Source organism: Rhodococcus koreensis (assembly GCF_017068375.1).
GTDB lineage: Bacteria > Actinomycetota > Actinomycetes > Mycobacteriales > Mycobacteriaceae > Rhodococcus_F > Rhodococcus_F koreensis.
Genome location: NZ_CP070609.1, coordinates 3,281,512 through 3,300,200, shown reverse-complemented (window position 1 = coordinate 3,300,200; position 18,689 = coordinate 3,281,512). Strand labels below are relative to the sequence as shown.

Sequence of the window (18,689 nt, the reverse complement as noted above, 5' to 3'; positions counted from 1 at the left end):
GAGGGTTCAGGAACGGCGGTAGAACGGCGATGGGGTGACCACGAACGGTTCCTTCTTGCCGCGGATGTCGACGGTCAGCTCGGTGCCGGGCTCACGGAACGCGATGTCGACGAATGCCAGCGCGATCGGATGTCCGAGCGTCGGGGACAGGGCGCCGGACGTGATCGTGCCGACGGCCGCTCCGCCGGTCGCGTCGTGAACGGTGTATTCGGCGCGGGCGGCGCGGCGTCCGGTGCCTGCGAGACCGATGAGCACCCGCTGCGGGGCCTGCTCCGACAACGTCTGCAGGGCGTCGCGGCCGACGAACTCCTTGTTCAGCCGGACCACCTTGCCGAGACCGGCCTCGTACGGGTTCGTGTCGAGGGTCAGTTCGTGCCCGTAGAGCGCCATTCCGGCCTCGAGCCGCAGGGTGTCGCGGCACGCGAGACCCGCGGGGACGCCGTCCCGCTCCGTGGTGGCGGCCAGCAGTGCGCGCCACAACGCCACCGACTGTGCGTTCGGCACGTACAGCTCGAAGCCGTCCTCACCGGTGTAGCCGGTGCGGGCCAGGAGGACGTCGATGTCGGCGACGACCGCGCGCGTGACCGCGTAGTACTTCAGTTCCGCGACGGTCTCCAACTGCAGGGCGGGAACGAGGGACTGCACGATGTTCTGCGCGGCCGGTCCCTGCACCGCGATCAGCGCGGTCTCCGCGGACTGGTCGTCGACGTTCGCCGAGAAACCGTCGGCGCGTGCCGCCAGTTCGCGGTACACGGCCGGGGCGTTCGCGGCGTTCGCGACCACCAGGAAGTGCTCGTCGGCGAGCCGGTAGACGACGAGATCGTCGATCACGCCGCCGTCCGCGTTGCACAGGAGCGAGTATTTGGCCCGTCCGACACCGATCTTCGACAGCTCGCCGGCCAGGGCGTAGTCCAGCAGTGCGCCGGACTCTGTTCCGGTGACGGCGATCTCACCCATGTGCGAGAGGTCGAATAGTCCGGCGGACTTACGGACGGCGTGGTGTTCGGCGAGTTCGCTGTCGTACTTCAGCGGCATCTGCCAGCCCGCGAAGTCGGTGAAATGCGCTCCGAGAGCGCCGTGCTCGTCCAGTAGCGGGGACGTGGGTGTCGTGGTGACGGTCATGCGAAGGCCTCCTCGGGGGTCTCGGCGAGCGCCCCGGATTTTGCTGCTGCGGTTTTGATTGGCAGTTCGATGTCGGTGGTGTTCTCGAAGGCCTCGGGCGCGGGGCACGAGCACACGAGGTTGCGGTCGCCGTGCACGCCGTCGATGCGGCGAACCGGGGGCCAGTACTTGCCGGCACGCAGCGACGCGACGGGGAAGGCCGCCAGGTGCCGCGGGTAGGGCAGATCCCAGTTGTCGGCGGTGACCTGATCCGCGGTGTGCGGGGCCTGACGCAGTGGGCTGCGTTCGAGCGGCCACACGCCGTCGGCGACCAGGTCGATTTCGCCGCGGATCGAGATCATCGCCTCGATGAAGCGGTCGAGTTCGGCCAGATCCTCGGATTCGGTGGGCTCCACCATCAGGGTGCCGCTGACGGGGAACGAGAGGGTGGGGGCGTGGAAACCGTAGTCGATCAACCGCTTTGCCACGTCCTCGGCGGTCACGCCGGTGGCCTTCGTGACGGGTCGCAGGTCCAGGATGCATTCGTGCGCCACCAGACCCGAGGGTCCCGTGTAGAGGACGGGGAAGTGCGCGTCGAGCGCCTTCGCGACGTAGTTGGCGGCCAGCACCGCGGACTTGGTGGCCTCCGTCAGCCCGTCCGGGCCCATCAGGGCGATGTACGCCCACGTGATCGGCAGGATGCCGGCGGAGCCGTAGTTGGCCGCCGACACCGGAGTGCCGAGTTGGTCTCCGCCGAGCGGGTTGCCGGGCAGGAACGGCGCCAGATGCTTACGCACCGCGACCGGTCCGACGCCGGGTCCGCCGCCGCCGTGCGGGATGCAGAACGTCTTGTGCAGGTTCAGGTGCGACACGTCGCCGCCGAACTTCCCGGGCTGGGCCAGGCCGACGAGCGCGTTGAGGTTGGCGCCGTCGACGTACACCTGGCCGCCGGCCTCGTGCACGAGGTCGCACACCGTCCGCACGTCGTTCTCGTACACACCGTGGGTGGACGGGTAGGTGAGCATGATCGCGGCGATGGTGCCCTCGTGGGCGGCGATCTTCGCGCGCAGGTCGCCCAGGTCGATGTTGCCGTTGGTCGCCGTCGCGACCACGACCACCCGCATGCCCGCCAGCACCGCGGATGCGGCGTTGGTGCCGTGCGCGGACTGCGGGATGAGGCAGATGTCGCGTCCGTGGTCGCCGCGGCTGTCGTGGTAGCCGTTGATGGCCAGCAGACCGGCCAGTTCGCCCTGCGATCCGGCGTTGGGCTGCAACGACACCCGGTCGTATCCGGTGATCTCACCCAGCCACCGCTCGAGGCCGCGGATGAGCTGCAGGTAGCCGCTGGTCTGTTCGACCGGGGCGTACGGGTGGATGGACGCGAACCCGGGCCAGCTGATCGGCTCCATCTCCACGGCGGAGTTGAGCTTCATCGTGCACGAGCCGAGCGGGATCATGGTGCGGTCCAGCGCGAGGTCCTTGTCCGACAGCGCGCGCAGGAAGCGCAGCATCGCCGTCTCGGACCGGTGCTCGTGGAACACGGGGTGCTGCAGGTAGTTCGACGTGCGAAGCAGCGACCGCGGCAGCGCGGAGACCGTTCCCGCCTGGGCTCGTGCGCCGAACGCGGACAGGACCCGGTCGACGATCTCGTCGGTGGTGCACTCGTCGCAGGCGACCGCGACGTGGTCCGAATCGACCAGCCTCAGGTTGATGCCGGCGCGGTCGGCGCGGTCGACGACGTCGCGCGCCCCGGCCGGAACGTGCACCAGCACGGTGTCGAAGAAGCTGTCGTGGACCACCGAGTGTCCCGCCGTGCGGAGGCCGCCCGCGACGGACGTGGCATGTCCGTGTACCCGAGTCGCGATGGCACGCAGCCCTTCCGGGCCGTGATAGGCGGCATACATGGCGGCGACGTTCGCGAGGAGCGCCTGCGCGGTGCAGATGTTGCTCGTCGCCTTGTCACGCCGGATGTGCTGTTCGCGGGTCTGCAGTGCCAGCCGGTAGGCGGTCTTCCCGTCGACGTCGACGGACACACCGACGAGCCGGCCGGGGAGCATGCGCTCGAGTCCGCCGCGCACGGCCATGTACCCGGCGTGCGGCCCACCGAAGAACAGCGGCACACCGAAACGCTGGGCGGATCCCACCGCGATGTCGGCACCCTGCTCGCCGGGCGGCGTCAGCAGCGTCAGCGACAGCAGGTCGGCCGCGACCGTGGTCAGCGCGCCGCGCTCCTGGGCGGCGGCGATGAGCGGGGCCAGATCGCGCACGTGGCCGCTGGCGCCGGGCGCCTGGAACACGACGCCGAACAGGTCACCGTCCGGAAGACCGCCGGTCAGGTCGGCCACCTCGACGTCGATGCCCACCGACTTGGCCCGGCCGCACACCACCGCGAGGGTTTGCGGCAGACAGTCGGCGTCGACGACGACGCGGGACGTCCCCGACTTCGCCTTGTTCGCGCGCCGCATCAGCAGCACCGCCTCCATCACCGCGGTGGCCTCGTCCAGCAGGGACGCGCCCGCGAGGGGGAGGGCCGTCAGGTCTTCGATGACCGTCTGGAACGTCAGCAGCGCCTCGAGCCTGCCCTGGGAAATCTCCGGCTGATACGGCGTGTACGCGGTGTACCAGGCCGGCGACTCGAGCATGTTGCGGCGCAGAACTGCGGGGGTGATGGTGTCGTGGTAACCGAGGCCGATCATCTGGACGCGGGTCTCGTTGCGCTCCGACAGCGTCCGCAGGTCGGACAGCACCTGCTGCTCGGACCGCGCCACCGGCAGGTCCATGGCCTCCGAGCTGCGGATCTGATCAGGCACCGCGGCATCGATGAGCTGATCGAGCGTGTCGTAACCGAGGGCGCCGAGCATGCGCTGGGTGGCGGAAGCGTCGGGGCCGATGTGGCGTGACGGAAAATCGCTGGTGAGAGGCGCGCTGCGATGCGCGTGGCGGGATTCGACTGACACGAGGTGACTCCGGTTTCGTTGAGTCCGGACCGCACCGGACATCGACAAGGGGGCACCTCCCCGCTCTGTCCTGAAACCTGAGAGTTTGGGCGCACCGCATGAGCGGCGTGCTCTTCACCTTCGGTAAGTACCGGCCTGCGGCCGATTCTGTTCTCCAGAGTTGCCTCTACGCTGCGGTACTGGGGCCTGAGAGATTCCCGGGGAGGAAGTTGCTCCTACGGCGCCTCCGAAAAGGAGGTTCTCCCGCTGCGCGTCAACGGCGTATTCAGTTGTGGTTGGCCAAACAGTACACAGGCGTGGCGGGTTTGTCTCCCCAGGCTCCGTCCCGGTCGCCGAGCGGGCGACGATGTTGCCAAAACGCCTCGTCGTTTGGCATCCTCGATTCATCCTCGCTCGGACGTGACCGCACGCGCCGCTCGGTGAGAGCCCAGACAGCCTCGAGTGCAACGGTTGTCGTCGTGTGCTCGCCTTCCCCCTCACTTTCCCTCGTGCCGTGCTGCCGGGGGTCGCATACCGACCGGTTTCGTCCGGTCGTAGGAGTTCCTCCATGACTAATTCCCCGGCACCATCCCCCGTCGCTCCGCTCGCCCCGGCAGGCAGGCGCCTGCTCCGCCTCGAAGTCCGCAACGCCCAGACCCCGGTCGAACGCAAACCGTCGTGGATGAAGGTGCAGATGCGGACCGGTCCCGAATACCGTGATCTCGCCGCCCTCGTCGAACGCGAGAACCTGAATACCGTGTGTCAGGAAGCCGGATGTCCCAACATCTTCGAATGCTGGGAGGACCGCGAGGCCACGTTCCTCATCGGCGGCAGCCAATGCACCCGACGGTGTGACTTCTGCCAGATCGACACCGGACGTCCCGCGGCCCTCGATCGGGGAGAACCCCGGCGGGTCGCGGAATCGGTGCAGACCATGGACCTCCGGTACGCCACCGTCACCGGCGTGGCGCGCGACGATCTGCCCGACGGCGGCGCCTGGCTGTACGCCGAGACGGTCCGGCAGATTCACGAACTGTGTCCGGGGACCGGCGTCGAACTGCTGATCCCGGATTTCAATGCCGACGCCGCACAGTTGCACGAGGTGTTCGGCACCCGCCCGGAGGTACTCGCGCACAATGTGGAGACCGTTCCCCGGATCTTCCGTCGCATCCGGCCTGCCTTCACCTACGAGCGTTCCCTCGACGTGATCACACGCGCGCGGGAGGACGGTCTGATCACCAAGTCGAACCTGATCCTCGGGATGGGGGAGACCACGGACGAGGTGATCCAGGCACTCCGGGACCTGCACGCCGCCGGCTGCCAGTTGATCACGATCACGCAGTACCTCCGGCCCTCGGCCCGGCATCATCCGGTGGAGCGGTGGGCGAAACCGGAGGAGTTCGTGATGCTCGACGGGGTCGCCCGCGAGATCGGATTCCTCGGCGTTCTGTCCGGCCCGCTCGTGCGGTCGTCCTACCGGGCGGGCCGCCTGCACGCCGAAGCGGTCGCCGCGACCGCAATTCACTGAATCCCATTCTCTTCCATTTCAGCAAGGAGTCCCCATGTCCAACCGATCTGCAGATGTCGTCATCCTCGGCGGCGGTTCCGGCGGCTATGCGTCCGCGATCCGCTCGGCCGAACTGGGCCGTTCGGTCATTCTGATCGAAGAGAACGAACTCGGCGGCACCTGCCTGCATCAGGGGTGCATTCCGACCAAGGCGCTGCTGCATTCCGCCGAGGTCGCCGACAGTGCCCGCACGGCCGCGCAGTTCGGGGTCGACGTCACGTTCGGCGGGGTCGACCTCGACAAGGTGCTGAGCTATCAGAACGCCATCGTCACCCGCCTGCACAAGGGCTTGCAAGGTCTCGTCGATTCCCACGGCATCACCGTCGTCAACGGACGCGGACGGCTGGTCGGTCCCAACGGTGTCGAGGTCGACGGCGAGGTGATCACCGGCGGGGCTGTCGTCCTGGCGACGGGCTCGTCTCCGAAGACGTTGCCGGGCATCAGCATCGGCGGCAGGGTCGTCACCAGCGATCAGGCGCTCGTGCTGCCGACGGTCCCGAAGAAGGCGATCATCCTCGGCGGCGGCGTCATCGGCGTCGAATTCGCCAGTGTGTGGGCGTCGTTCGGTGCGTCGGTGACGATCGTCGAGGCGATGCCGAGGCTGGTCCCGAACGAGGACGAGACGGTCTCCAAATACCTGGAGCGGGCGTTCCGTCGTCGCAAGATCGCCGCGAAGACCGGGGTGCGGGTCACCGAGGTGGCGCAGGACGAGGACGCGGTGACCGTCACCCTCGACTCCGGCGACGTGCTCGACGCCGACGTCGTACTGGTCGCGGTGGGCCGCGGTCCGAACACCGCCTCGATGGGGTACGAGGAGACCGGCGTGGTCCTCGACCGGGGATTCGTGGTCACCAGCGACCGACTGCGCACCACGGTGCCGAACGTCTATGCCGTCGGCGACATCGTGCCCGGCCTCCAGCTCGCGCACCGCGGCTTCCAGCAGGGCATCTTCGTGGCGGAGGAGATCGCCGGGCTCCGTCCGGACGTCATCGACGAGACCGGCATCCCCCGCGTCACGTACTCCCACCCCGAGGTCGCGTCGGTCGGGTTGACCGAGACCGCGGCGCGGGAGAAGTTCGGCGACGAGATCCGGACGGTCGTCTACGACCTCGCCGGCAACGGCAAGAGTCAGATCCTCAAGACGTCGGGGGCGGTCAAACTCGTGGTGGCGCCGGACGGCGTCACCGTCGGTGTACACATGGTCGGCGACCGCGTCGGCGAGCTGATCGGCGAGGCGCAGATGCTGTACAACTTCGAGGTCGACGCCGCCCAGGCCGCGAAGTTCGTGCACGCCCACCCCACCCAGGGGGAGGCCCTCGGCGAGGCACTGCTCGCGGTGGCCGGCAAACCGCTGCACGTCCACGCCTAGGCCCTCCGGGCCCGTGAGTGGTTAACGAGTCTCTGCACTCGTCAACCACTCACGGGTGGAGGAGCCGCCGGTCTTCTCGAATCGCAGTCGCGACACGGCAATTCCGGCGAGCAGGAAGGACACGGCGACGAGGATGTACAGCTGCGTCGGCGACCAGTCGCGGTCGAGGAGGGCACCCGCGACGATCGGGGACGCAATGGCGCCGACGCGTCCGATGCCGATGCCCCAGCCGACTCCGGTGGCCCGGACGGCCGGGGAGTAGACCGACGGGGTGATCGCGTACAGCCCGGCGATGCAGCCGTTGGCGAAGACGCCGATGAGGGCGCCGAGCCCGAACGCGACGACGATGGATGCGGTGGCGGGGACGAAGACGACGAGGAGCACCCCCGCGATCGCCAGGTAGGCGATGAGCACCCGCTTCAGGGCGAACCGCGCCGACAGCGCGCCGAGCAAGGTGGCGCCGAAGATGCCGCCGAGGTTGAGGAGCACGCCGCCGGTGACGCCCTGGTTCGCGGACATGCCCGCCTCGACCAGCAGTTTCGGCGTCCAACTGGTGACGAAGTAGAAGCCGAACATCGCCGTGAAGAACGCGAACCACACCAGGAGGGTGCTACGGCGGCGCTGCGGGGACAGCAGGACGCGCATCGCGAATCCTGCATCGGCGGTGGCGGCGGCGCGCGGTGCGGGCAGTTCGTCGAGTCGCGGCTGCCCGACCCGCTGCGCGAACGCGTTGATCCGGTCGAGGGCATTGGCCGGGCGACGCACGAGCAGAAAGTCGATCGATTCGGGGAGCCGCGCATAGACGACGGGGATGATCACGGCCGTGCACACACCGCCGAACAGGAACACCGAGCGCCACCCGAGCGAGTTCTGCAGCACGACGGCGATGATGCCGCCGAGGGTGGCGCCGACGGCGTACCCGGTGGAATTGAGGCTCACGGCCAGCCCGCGCCAGCGGTTCGACGCGTACTCACTGGCAATGACGTTGCTGCTGGCGAGGATTCCGCCGATTCCGACCCCGGTGAGCGCGCGGAGCAGACCGAGTTGCATCGCGTTCTGGCTGGCCGCCGACAGCAGCATGCCCGACGACGCCAGCGCCAGGCACAGCAGGATCATGGCGCGGCGACCGATGGTGTCTGCCCACGGCGCCAGGAACAGCGACCCCCCGGCCATGCCGAACAGCCCGGCGCTGAGCAGGAGGCCGACGACGGAGCCGGACAGAGCCCACTCCTGCGACACCGACTGGGCGGTGAACGCCATGACGAGAACGTCGAAGCCGTCGAGCACGTTGAGTAGACCGCAGATGGCGATGGCGCCCCATTGGTAGCGCGTCATCGGACTGCTGTCGATGCGTTCGCGTAGGTCGAATTGCATGCGCGGGACCTGCTCTTCCTCGGAGGTGGGCTGTGATGTGGCTCACGACCCACTTACCGTGGCTGACAGGTCACCCGTTTCCAACTCCGATTCCGAATGTCGGAACACCATCGCATCGTCGACGATCTTGCCGTGCCGCAGTGTGACCAGGTCGCGGAAGTAGTTCATCCGCAGCCGCCACGGTGCTTTCGAACCCTGCTTCGGGAACGACTCCACCGACCGCAGCACGTAGCCGGCGGCAAAGTCGAGGAACGGCTCCTCGTCGACCGCGCTGTCCCGCTCCGGGGAGCATTGCGCGAATCCGTTCGCGTCCATGTGCGCGAGCAGACGGCAGACGTATTCGCACACCAGGTCGGCCTTCAGCGTCCAGGACGCGTTGGTGTAGCCGATGACGAAGGCGAAATTGGGCACCCCGCTGAGCATCATCCCCTTGTATGCCATGGTCTCGGTGAGGTCGATGTCGCGGCCGTCGACGGCGAGTGTCATCCCGCCGAACGCGAGCAGGTTCAAACCCGTTGCGGTGACGACGACGTCGGCGCGCAGCTCGTCGCCGGACTTCAGCGTGATCCCGGATTCGGTGAACGTGTCGATGTGATCGGTCACGATCGACACTTCGTCGTTGCGGATGGAGCGGAACAGATCCCCGTTGGGCACGAGGCACAGTCGCTGATCCCACGGGTTGTAGCGGGGCGTGAAGTGTTTGTCGATGTCGTAGCCCTTCGGCAGCCACTTCTCCTGGAGTTGCCGGATGCGGCCCTTCATGAATTCCGGGTACCGCTGGCACAGTTGGTAGATCGCCGTCGCCACCGACGCGTTCTTGAGCCGCGTCAGCGCGTAGGCGAGCCGCGTGGGCAGGTGGCGCCGCAGTTTGTTGGCCAGCTTGTCCTTGGCCGGCATCGAGATGATGTACGTGGGCGAGCGCTGCAGCATGGTCACGTGCGCGGCCTCGGCGGCCATCGACGGCGCCAGCGTCACCGCGGTGGCGCCGCTACCGATGATGACGACTCGCTTGCCCGCGTAGTCGAGATCCTCGGGCCACTGCTGCGGGTGGACGACGCGACCACCGAACCGGTCGATGCCCGGGAACTCGGGGGTGTAGCCCTCGTCGTAGCGGTAGTAACCGCTGCAGGACATCAGGAAGTCGGCGGTGAACCGGACCTTCTCGCCGGTGTCGGTGCGCTCGGCGTCGATCGTCCAACGGGCGTTCGGCGTCGACCACTCGGCGCGAACGACCCTGTGCCGGAACCGGATGTTCCGGTCGATCCCGTGCTCGGCCGCCGTGTCCTTGACGTACTCGAGGATCGCGGGACCGTCGGCGATCGACTTGTCGTTCTCCCACGGCCGGAAGCGGTAGCCCAGCGTGTACATGTCGGAGTCGGACCGAATGCCGGGGTAGCGGAACAGGTCCCACGTGCCGCCGATCGTCTCACGGCTCTCCAGGATCGCGTACGTCCGGCCGGGGAAGCTGTCCTGCAGGTGGTACGCGGCACCGATCCCGGACAGTCCGGCCCCGATGATCAGCACGTCGAGGTGTTCGACGGGAGCCTTCGCGCCGGTGGTGTCGGCGGCGGTATCGGTGTGTGACATGAACACTCTCTCGCTGGGTGGGACGGGTGGCTACTTCGGGTCTACGGCGACGTCGTCGAGAGCGACATTACGTGCGCTGGTGGAGCGGCCGAGCTTCGCGACCTCCTCGTCCATCAGCGGAAGAATGCGGGGTACGTGGGGCAGCGTGTTGCGATCGCCGACGCGCGACGTCACCACCGCCTTCAGCCAGCCGGCGAGCGCGACCCACCGCGGCACGTAGACCCGGCGTTTCCGCTTTGCCAGGGCATCGACGAATGCGTCGACGCAGGGACCCACCGACGACGTCTTGCCGACCGGTCCCGGCAGGACCGCGAGAAGTTGGTTGAATGCGGTGAGGTCGGTTTTCGCGTCCTGGACGAGCGGTGTGTCGATCCACGACATGTGGGCCGAGCCCACGGCAACGCCACGGTGCGCGACTTCGAGACGCAGGACGTTGGCGAAATGCTCGACGCCGGCCTTGCTCGCGCAGTACGCCGCCAGGCCGGGCGCGGGTGCGAACGCGGCGAGCGACGAGACGATCAGGATGTAGCCCTTGCGTTCGATCACGGACGGAAGCGCAGCCCGGACGGTGTAGAACACGCCGAGGATGTTGATGTCGATGACCCGCTTGAACCTGGCTGGATCGACCTGCATCACCGAGCCGTAGCTCGCGATGCCGGCATTCGCGAGAACGAGGTCGATGCCCCCGAACTTCGCGACGCCGGAGTCGACGGCCTTCTGCATGGCGGGCAGGTCGCAGACGTCGGCGGCCACGGCGAGCGCGACGTCGTCACCGAGTTCGGCAGCGAGGGCTTTCAGTGGTTCGGCGTCCAGGTCGATCAGGATCAGTTTGACGCCCTTGCGGGCGAGGGTGCGGGACGTCTCGGCTCCGATGCCCCGTGCGGCTCCGGTGACGAGTGCGACTTTGTTCCTGAGCGTGGGCATGGGATCTCCTGGCGTGTGATCTGGCACCGTTCAGTGTCAGTTTGTATCTGGAACTGTGCGGTGTCAATATTGGGGAGTGAGTTCGCCCAGGCTCGACGAGACGGGCCGCACCTACCGCGGTGCGAGCCCTCGCCAGCGTCAGGAAGAGCGCCGCGCGCGTCTCGTCGACGCCGCCGTCGAAGTGTTCGGGACCAGCGGATACCGGTCCGCGACCGTCGAGAAGATCTGCGCGACCGCCGGGCTCACCAAGCGCTACTTCTACGAGTCGTTCGACGACAGCGAAGCCCTACTGCTGGCGGCGTACGCGAGCGTGACCGACCGCCTCCGGGACAGCGTCCTGCGCGGCGCGGGGGACGGGGGCGCCGATCTGGACGCCAGGGTTCGCGGGGCGCTGACCGCGTTCTTCCGGTCCGTCGCCGACGACCCGCGGATCCCACGGATCGCCTTCCAGGAGGTCCTCGGTGTCGGCCCGGAAGTCGACATCGCCTATCGCCGCGTCACCCGGTCGTTCGTGGACGCCGTGCTCGTCGTCATCGGTCCGGCGGTCGACCGCACCGCGTTTCCGGAGTTCCACCTCCGCACCCTCGCGACCGGCCTGGTCGGGGCGGTGCTGATGATCGCCCAGCAATGGGTGCTGTCGGAGAACCCCCAGCCGATCGAGACGGTCATCGCCAGCGCGCACACCATTCTCTCGGCCGTCCTGGGTGAACTCGGCCCCACGTGAGTGGCGTCGTGTGCCGGGGCACTCCTTAGCGCTCACGTGGGGGTGGATCCGGGCAAACCCCTGACGCCATCACATATATGTTGTTAAATACCTGACATGCCCGGTGCTGTGCACTGCCAATCACCTCGGGTCCGCAACACGACGATCCGCGGGGTGCTCGTCGCGTTGCTCGGGGTCCTCGCTTGGGCTGGTCCGGCGCCGAACGTCGCGCACGCCACCGGGTACGCGGGCCTCCTCGACATCACGCCCGCGAACGCGGCGGCGGAGTCGATCGGCGGGCTCGACCCCCGTCTCCCCACCGACTCCACCGCACTCGGTGCCGCGCTGGCCGCCGCCCGCTCCGACGGCGTCGCACCGACCAGGTATTCCGCCCTGCTGCAACAATATTGGCTGGCACGCGGATCCGAGGCGTCCGGCATCGACCTTGCCGGGTGGGATCCGAACGCCGGGCTGATCGCCAACGCGGCGGTGGTCGACCGGGTCTACGAGAACTACGGCCGGTATCAACTCCAACGGACCGAGCTCTACTGGTCCGGTATGGCCGGGCTGGCGGGAGGCTCGTTCGCCGCCGGCTTCTGGGACCTCGACCTCGGCCGGACCGTGCTCGGAGTCGACGCCGTCCACGCGCTCGGCAACGCCGTCGCGTCCACGGTCCGCGGACTGCCCGGCGAGGCGACGACGCTCCTGCCGCCGGACCCGAGAACTCTCGCCACCGTCGGTCCGGCGATGACGGCGGGCGACCTGGACTGGTATCAGAAACGGCTGCTGATGATGCAGAAACACATCTACTTCGACATGGTGCCCATGCACGAGGCGTACCTGAACGACGGCAGAGATGCCGTCGAGGAGATGGCCGCCGCGGGACTGCTCGACGAGAACGCCGAGATCGCCTGGAACGGCATCTTCTCCGGCACCGCAGCGGGATACGCGGACGCCCTGTTCCGGATGGCGTCGCGTGAGCAGAATCAGATCATCGCCGACCAGTGGGACGTCACGTCGGCCGCGCGCGACGGTGTCGGCCGGGCGCTCACCTACGCCACCACCCTCGCGGCGCAACCCTCGGTCCCGGGTGCGCGGGCACCGGGACAGGTCGCGCCGATGTCGGTGACGGGCGACGTCAACGGCGCGGACTACCGTCTCCGGACACCCCTGCCGGGCTTCAACTGGGCCGACCGCGAACCACGCTGGCAGTACATCGTCAGCGACATCGCGTCGTCCTACCAGCGGCTCGCCGAGGGCCGTCCGGGCGAGCTGCGCGCTCTGCTCGCCATCCCGTTCCGCGACTTCGTCGAGACCCAGCGGGTGCAGCGGCGGGTGCCCGACCTCACCCGCGACATGAGCACCGGCTGGGAGTTGTCCCCGGCGCAGCCGTAGCGCTTCCCGGACGAACGGGACGCTCGTTCGATCTGACGCAACGGGCGTCCCGTTCGTCCGGGACAGCACGGTGCCGGCTTTCCAATGGATGGATGTGACGTTGCGCACGCGTGGTCGCGGTTGGCACGTTGTGTCACACCACGCCAGGCCCGATCGCAGGAGAGTCGATGAACGTATCCGCCGTGACACACGACAGCCCGACCGCCGCGCCACCCGTCGAGGTCGCGAAGACGCCGAAGAAGGCGGCGCTCGCGTCGTTCCTCGGGAGCGCGCTCGAGTACTACGACTTCTTCATCTACGGGTCCGCCGCCGCCCTCGTCTTCGGGCACACGTTCTTCCCGGCCGGCAACGACGCGATCGGCACGGTCGCCGCGCTCGCGACGTTCGGCGTCGGCTACGTGGCCCGCCCGGTCGGCGGAATCGTGCTGGGCCACTTCGGGGACAAGCTGGGCCGCAAGAAGATTCTGCTGCTGACGCTGCTCATCATGGGCCTGTCGAGTCTCGCGATCGGATTCCTGCCCACGTACGAGCAGATCGGCATCGCCGCCCCGATCCTGCTGGTCCTGTGCCGCCTCGCACAGGGATTCTCCGCGGGCGGAGAGGCGGCGGGCGCGAGCACTCTCACGCTCGAGCACTCACCCGAGGGGCGGCGGGCGTTCTTCACCAGCTTCACGATGACCGGCTACGCGGCCGGGATGGTCCTCGCGACCCTCGTCTTCATCCCGGTGGCCGCGCTGCCGAAGGAGCATCTCGACAGCTGGGGCTGGCGAATCCCGTTCTGGTGCAGCGCCGTGATGCTCGTGGTCGCCTACTTCGTGCGCACCAAGCTCGACGAGACTCCGGTGTTCGAGGAGTCGCGTGAGCACGCAGAGGTGCAGAAACTGCCCGTCGTCACCGTCGTGACCACCCAGTGGCGGGACGTCCTGCGGATCGCCCTGTGCTCGCTGTTCGCCGTCGGGCAGACGGTGTTCACCGTCTTCGGGCTCGCCTACGCCACCGGACCCGAGGTCGGCATCGACCGCACCACGATGCTGTGGGCGTCGTCGGCGTCGATCGCGGGTTCCATCGTCGCGATACCTCTGCTCGCCAAGCTGTCGGACCGCGTCGGACGCCGCCCTGTATGGATCACCGGCACTCTCGGATGCGGTGTCACCATCTTCGGATACTTCTGGGCCATCTCGGTCGGCTCCATTCCGCTGATCTTCGTCGCCGCACTGCTCACGATGACGCTGTTCTACTCGATGGTGAACGGCCTGTGGCCGAGCTTCTTCACCGAGATGTTCGCCGCGCCCGTGCGCTATTCCGGTTTCGCCGTCGGCACGCAGATCGGTTTCCTCATCGCCGGTTTCGCCCCGGCGATCGGCTGGGCACTGCTGGGAACCGGGGCGAACGCGTGGGTCCCGGTCGCGGTGTTCACGGCACTGTGCATGCTGGTCTCGTCCGTCGCCGCCTTCACCGCCCGCGAGACGTACCGGGTGCCGCTGGCCGAACTCGGGCGTCCGTCGACCTCGCGGGAGTAGCCGGAGGACAATAGGACGATGTCACGGACACCGACAGGAGAATCGGTCACTGCCCGCGTCGTGAGGGTCTTGTCTTCCTTCGACGCGGACACACCGTCCCTGTCGGTGTCCGACATCGCGCGCCGGTCCGACCTCCCCGTCGCGACGGCGCACCGCATCGTCGGCGAACTCGTCAAGTTCCGCCTCCTCGAACGCAACGACACCCGCATCAGCATCGGGGTCCGGATGTGGGAACTGGGGTCCCGCGGTTCGCACACCCTGAGTCTGCGCGAGGCGGCGATGCCGTTCATGGAGGATGTGAACGCCGCGATCAAGCAGCACACCCAGCTGGGCGTCCTCGACGGCAACGAGGTGCTGTTCGTCGAACGGCTCTCCACCCGCGGGTCCGTCGTCAACGTCACCAAGATCGCCGGACGGCTGCCGGTGCATGCGTGCTCGTCCGGTCTGGTTCTGATGGCGAACGCCTCCCGCGACGTGCAGGACGAATTGCTGTCGCAACCGCTCGAACGGTACACCGACGCCACCGTCACCGACCCCGACCAGATGCGGCGTCTCCTCGCCGAGGTGCGGCACCAGCACTTCGCGGTGGCCGCCGGTCTCATCACCCCGGGTGCGACGGGAGTCGCTGTGCCCGTGCGGGACAGCGACGGCGGCAAGGTGATCGCCGCCCTGTCCGTCGTCATCCCGCACGATCAGGCGAACCCGCAGTCGGTGGTGGCGGCTCTGACGACGGCGTCGCGCGGCATCACCCGGGCGATGACGCGCGGATCGCGGCACTGATCAGAAACCTTTCCATCCATTGGAGTCGAGCTGTGACCCGAGTCTCGGCTCGGTCAGAGTGGGTGACACGAACACACCGTCACCGATCGCGCAGTGTGCCTCCAAACATGCTGCACAGCAGTGCCTTCGCGCGATCGAGTGCCGACTCTCCAGGGAAGGTCCACATATGAGCTCGAAATCCGTCAAATGCGACCTGTTGGTCATCGGGTCCGGGGCCGCGGGCATGGCTGCCGCGCTCAAGGCCGCGAGCGAAGGCCACAGCGTCATCGTCGCCGAGAAGTCGAAGTGGCTCGGCGGCACCACCGCCATCTCGGGCGGCTGGGCGTGGGTGCCGGGCAACAAGCAGGGCGTCGCGCAGGGCGACACCCGTCAGGAGATCGAAACCTACATTCGGGCACTCGCCAAGGACTGCTACAAGGCCGAGATGGTCGACACCTTCCTCGACGAGGTCCCCGAGGCGATCGACTGGCTCGAACGCGACACCGACGTCGAATTCGTCTATCCGGAAATGGCTCCGGACTACCAGATGGACGCCCCGGGTGCGAAGCCGTCGGGGCGCGCGATCTCCGGCAAGGTCGTCGACGCGCGCACACTCGGCGAGAACCGGCTCCGGTTGCGCCCCTACCTCGACACGTACACCGTCTTCGGGTACATGCCCGAGGTCGGACCCGACATCGCACAGTTCCTGCACGCCAACCAGTCGTGGAAATCGTTTGCCTACGTGTCGAAGAAGCTCCTCAAGACGTGGGTCGAGACGGTGCTCTGCCGACGGTCGTTCGACCGGACCAACGGCAATTCGCTGATGGTCCGGATGGTGTCGTCCGCGGCCAAGCTCGGCATCCGGATGTGGACCGAGACACCCGTCACGAAGATCCTGCAGTCGGAGAACGGGGTCGTCACCGGCGCCGTGCTCGGGGGAGTTCACGCGGCAACGGTGGAGGCGCGGCTCGGTGTCGTCATCGCGGCAGGCGGCTACTCCTCGGACGCCTCCCTGCGCGCCGAGTACTGGGGTCATGATCCGCACGGCGACAACCACTTCACGCCCACCGTCGGGCACGACGGCGACAATGTGCGCCTGGCCGCACCGCTCGGCGGGCACGTCGACACCGACGTCCACGAGCCGGCCGACTGGGCGCCGGTCACGGTGTTCACCGGTCTGCGCGGACAGCAGCGGATCTTCCCGCACCTGCGGGCGTTCGGGCTCCCGGGACTGATCGCCGTGAACCGCAAGGGTGAACGCTTCGCCAACGAGTCGAGTTCGTACCACGACTTCGGCATGGCGATGATTCAGGACAACGCCGGCCAGGACGAGACATTCGGCTACATCATCGCCGACTCGAAAGCCATGAACAAGTACGGAATCGGCTACGCGAAGCCGCGGCCCATCCCGCAGAGCTATTTCAAGAAGACCGGATTCCTCCACAAGGCCGACACGGTCGAGGAACTCGCACGCAAGATCGGTGTCGACGCCGCCGGGCTGAAGAAGACCCTGTCCGAGTTCAACGCGGGCGCCGCCAAGGGGGAGGACCCGAAGTTCAATCGCGGATCCAACTGGTTCCACCACTTCAAGGGCGACATGGAGCACCAGCCCAATCCGAACCTCGAGCCGCTCGACAAGGGACCGTACTACGCGGCGAAGATCGAGATGGGCGACCTCGGAGCCTACTCCGGCCTCGCCGTCGATCGGCACAGCCAGGTCCTCGACGACGACAACCAGCCGATCCCCGGTCTCTTCGCGGCTGGTTCCGCGGCGGTCAGCATCTTCGGCGGCGGATACCCGGGCTACGGCGCCAACATCGGGCCCGCCCTCGTCTTCGGATACACCATCGGCCGGGACGCCGAGATCCTCGTGTCGCTGCGCAGCGAATCCGTCACACCGACCGTCCTGGAAGAGATCTGACGTGCCGTTCTACCTCGTCCGCTACGCATACACCGGCGACACCGCCGGCCGGGACACGTATCGTCCCGAACACAAGAGTCACCTGCAGGCCGCCGCCGACCGCGGACTCATCCTCGGGTCGGGACCGTTCGCCGCCGGAGAAGATCCCGGCGCCGCGATGGTCTACGAGGCCACGGACCGGCAGGACGTCGTCGACGTCGTCGAGGGCGACCCGTTCCGGACGCACGGATACGTCGCGTCGTACGACATCACCGAATGGATTCCGATGATCGGCCCGTGGGCCGTCGCAGCAGTGGGAGGCAGGTCATGACAGGTCGAGTGGCAGGGAAGGTCGCCGTCGTCACGGGGGCGAACGGTGATCTCGGCGGCGCGACCGCCCGGATGCTCGCCGCGGAAGGCGCGCGGGTTGCCGCGCTCGACCTGAAACTCCCGGACGCACCGTGGGATTCGGAGGCGATCACGCCGTTCGCCGTCGACGTCACCGACGAGACCAGTGTCGCCGACGCCGTCGCAGCGATCGTCGAGACCGTCGGCGTCCCCGACGTTCTCGTCAACTGCGCCGGCATCATCGGCAGGCCCGCACCGTCACACGAGGCGTCGGTCGCCGAGTTCGACCAGATCTTCGACGTCAACGTCAAGGGCGTCTGGCTGATGACCAAACACGTGGTGCCCCACATGATCGGCCGGAAGAAGGGCAGCATCGTGAACTTCTCGTCGATCCACGGGCTGACCGGAGGCTCCAACGTCCCGCTGTACCACGCGTCGAAGGGCGCGGTGCGGCTGCTGAGCAAATCCGACGCCGTCACGTACGGGCCGGACGGAATTCGCGTCAACTCGATCCATCCCGGGTCGATGCGGACGGCGATGAGCCGGCGGTCGGCGGAGGGCAGCGCGCTCGGGCCGGAGGAGTACTATCGCCAACTCGTCTCGGGCAACCCCCTTCCGCGGCAGGGTGAACCGGACGAGATCGCGTACGGGGTGCTCTACCTCGCCTCGGACGAGTCCGGCTTCACCACCGGCACCGAACTCGTCGTCGACGGTGGCTACACGGCGCACTGAGGCCGTCAGCCGAAGTGTCGCGCCAGACGCCGGTGCCGGTGCCCGAAGAACGCGCCCAGCACGCGGGCCAGCACCGGCGTCAGCGGCACCAGCGGAAGCCTCGGTTCGAACGTGATCCGGTCGTAGACGCCTGTGCTGCCGTCGTCGAACGGCCGGAGCGTGCGTTCGTGCTCCCACCGGCGCATGCTGAGCATCGTCGACTTCTCGTGGAACCGCAGGCCCGGTTCCAGCTCCGCGATGGTCAGATCGTCGTACTCGAACGGGACCAGCCCGAACAGTCGCAGCCACGCCCGGCCGAGCGGTTCACCGACCGCGACCGAGTCGATGCTGATCGACTCCTGACCGCGCGGGATGCTCATCGTCATCCACGGACGCATCTCGTCGTTGATCCCCTCCGGATCGACGACCCTCGCCCACACCTGTCCAATCGGTGCGCCGACGACCGAGCTGCGTTCGATGATCACCGCCCCATCA

At 67.8% G+C, this 18,689-nt stretch carries 15 protein-coding genes and 1 riboswitch; of the genes, 9 read left to right on the top strand and 6 right to left on the bottom strand.

The features are described from left to right. Positions 1 to 6: 6 nt before the first annotated feature. Both gcvT and gcvP read right to left on the bottom strand, forming a co-directional pair. Positions 7 to 1,122, bottom strand: coding sequence for a glycine cleavage system aminomethyltransferase GcvT (gene gcvT, locus JWS14_RS15245; protein ID WP_206013664.1), 1,116 nt, complete (start codon positions 1,120 to 1,122; stop codon positions 7 to 9). Further along, complete coding sequence (gene gcvP, locus JWS14_RS15240) at positions 1,119 to 4,100, bottom strand: aminomethyl-transferring glycine dehydrogenase (RefSeq protein ID WP_259375858.1); 2,982 nt, start codon at positions 4,098 to 4,100, stop codon at positions 1,119 to 1,121. Before gcvP ends, gcvT begins: the two co-directional genes overlap by 4 nt. 122 nt (positions 4,101 to 4,222) lie before the next feature. Beyond that, positions 4,223 to 4,314, bottom strand: a riboswitch (glycine riboswitch). 291 nt (positions 4,315 to 4,605) lie between these two features. On the opposite strand from gcvP, the gene lipA reads away from it, so the two are divergent. Together lipA and lpdA are read left to right on the top strand one after the other, a co-directional pair. Continuing rightward, positions 4,606 to 5,565, top strand: a complete 960-nt coding sequence (lipA, locus tag JWS14_RS15235; RefSeq protein ID WP_095862042.1) for a lipoyl synthase — start codon at positions 4,606 to 4,608, stop codon at positions 5,563 to 5,565. A gap of 34 nt (positions 5,566 to 5,599) precedes the next feature. Further along, positions 5,600 to 6,973, top strand: a complete 1,374-nt coding sequence (gene lpdA / locus JWS14_RS15230) for a dihydrolipoyl dehydrogenase (protein ID WP_206013662.1) — start codon at positions 5,600 to 5,602, stop codon at positions 6,971 to 6,973. Positions 6,974 to 6,994: 21 nt separating this feature from the next. On the opposite strand, the gene JWS14_RS15225 is transcribed toward lpdA, so the two are convergent. From JWS14_RS15225 to JWS14_RS15215, 3 genes are read right to left on the bottom strand one after another with little or no spacing between them, the layout of a single operon-like run. Further along, positions 6,995 to 8,347: an MFS transporter gene (locus JWS14_RS15225; RefSeq protein WP_206013661.1), complete on the bottom strand. Its 1,353-nt coding sequence runs from the start codon at positions 8,345 to 8,347 to the stop codon at positions 6,995 to 6,997. Between the two features lie 42 nt (positions 8,348 to 8,389). Continuing rightward, a complete protein-coding gene (locus tag JWS14_RS15220; protein WP_206013660.1) occupies positions 8,390 to 9,934 on the bottom strand; it encodes a flavin-containing monooxygenase in 1,545 nt (514 codons plus the stop codon). A 30-nt stretch (positions 9,935 to 9,964) separates the two neighbouring features. Beyond that, entirely contained in the window at positions 9,965 to 10,858 is an 894-nt protein-coding gene (locus JWS14_RS15215; RefSeq protein ID WP_206013659.1) for an SDR family oxidoreductase, read from the bottom strand. Between the two features lie 76 nt (positions 10,859 to 10,934). Here JWS14_RS15215 and JWS14_RS15210 point away from each other — a divergent pair, with 76 nt between their 5' ends. From JWS14_RS15210 to JWS14_RS15180, 7 genes are all read left to right on the top strand, one after another. After that, positions 10,935 to 11,582, top strand: coding sequence for a TetR/AcrR family transcriptional regulator (locus tag JWS14_RS15210; RefSeq protein ID WP_206013658.1), 648 nt, complete (start codon positions 10,935 to 10,937; stop codon positions 11,580 to 11,582). A gap of 96 nt (positions 11,583 to 11,678) precedes the next feature. Further along, entirely contained in the window at positions 11,679 to 12,956 is a 1,278-nt protein-coding gene (locus tag JWS14_RS15205; RefSeq protein WP_206013657.1) for a hypothetical protein, read from the top strand. Between the two features lie 167 nt (positions 12,957 to 13,123). Continuing rightward, complete coding sequence (locus JWS14_RS15200) at positions 13,124 to 14,476, top strand: MFS transporter (protein WP_206013656.1); 1,353 nt, start codon at positions 13,124 to 13,126, stop codon at positions 14,474 to 14,476. An 18-nt stretch (positions 14,477 to 14,494) separates the two neighbouring features. Next, positions 14,495 to 15,256 carry an IclR family transcriptional regulator gene (locus JWS14_RS15195; protein WP_095862047.1) on the top strand — a complete coding sequence of 254 codons (762 nt, stop codon included), beginning with the start codon at positions 14,495 to 14,497 and terminating at the stop codon, positions 15,254 to 15,256. Between the two features lie 166 nt (positions 15,257 to 15,422). Then, the gene (gene chcC2 / locus JWS14_RS15190) at positions 15,423 to 17,156 is read left to right on the top strand and encodes a 4-oxocyclohex-2-ene-1-carboxylate 5-dehydrogenase (protein ID WP_206013655.1); all 1,734 of its coding nucleotides are present in this window, start codon (positions 15,423 to 15,425) and stop codon (positions 17,154 to 17,156) included. Position 17,157: 1 nt separating this feature from the next. Then, entirely contained in the window at positions 17,158 to 17,466 is a 309-nt protein-coding gene (locus JWS14_RS15185; RefSeq protein ID WP_095862049.1) for a YciI family protein, read from the top strand. After that, positions 17,463 to 18,215 (top strand): SDR family NAD(P)-dependent oxidoreductase, encoded by a 753-nt coding sequence (locus JWS14_RS15180; RefSeq protein WP_206013654.1) that lies wholly within the window; start codon positions 17,463 to 17,465, stop codon positions 18,213 to 18,215. Before JWS14_RS15185 ends, JWS14_RS15180 begins: the two co-directional genes overlap by 4 nt. A gap of 5 nt (positions 18,216 to 18,220) precedes the next feature. Here JWS14_RS15180 and JWS14_RS15175 read toward each other — a convergent pair whose 3' ends face one another. Beyond that, on the bottom strand, positions 18,221 to 18,679 hold the full coding sequence (locus tag JWS14_RS15175) for an SRPBCC family protein (RefSeq protein ID WP_072936922.1): 459 nt from the start codon (positions 18,677 to 18,679) through the stop codon (positions 18,221 to 18,223). Positions 18,680 to 18,689 lie beyond the last annotated feature (10 nt).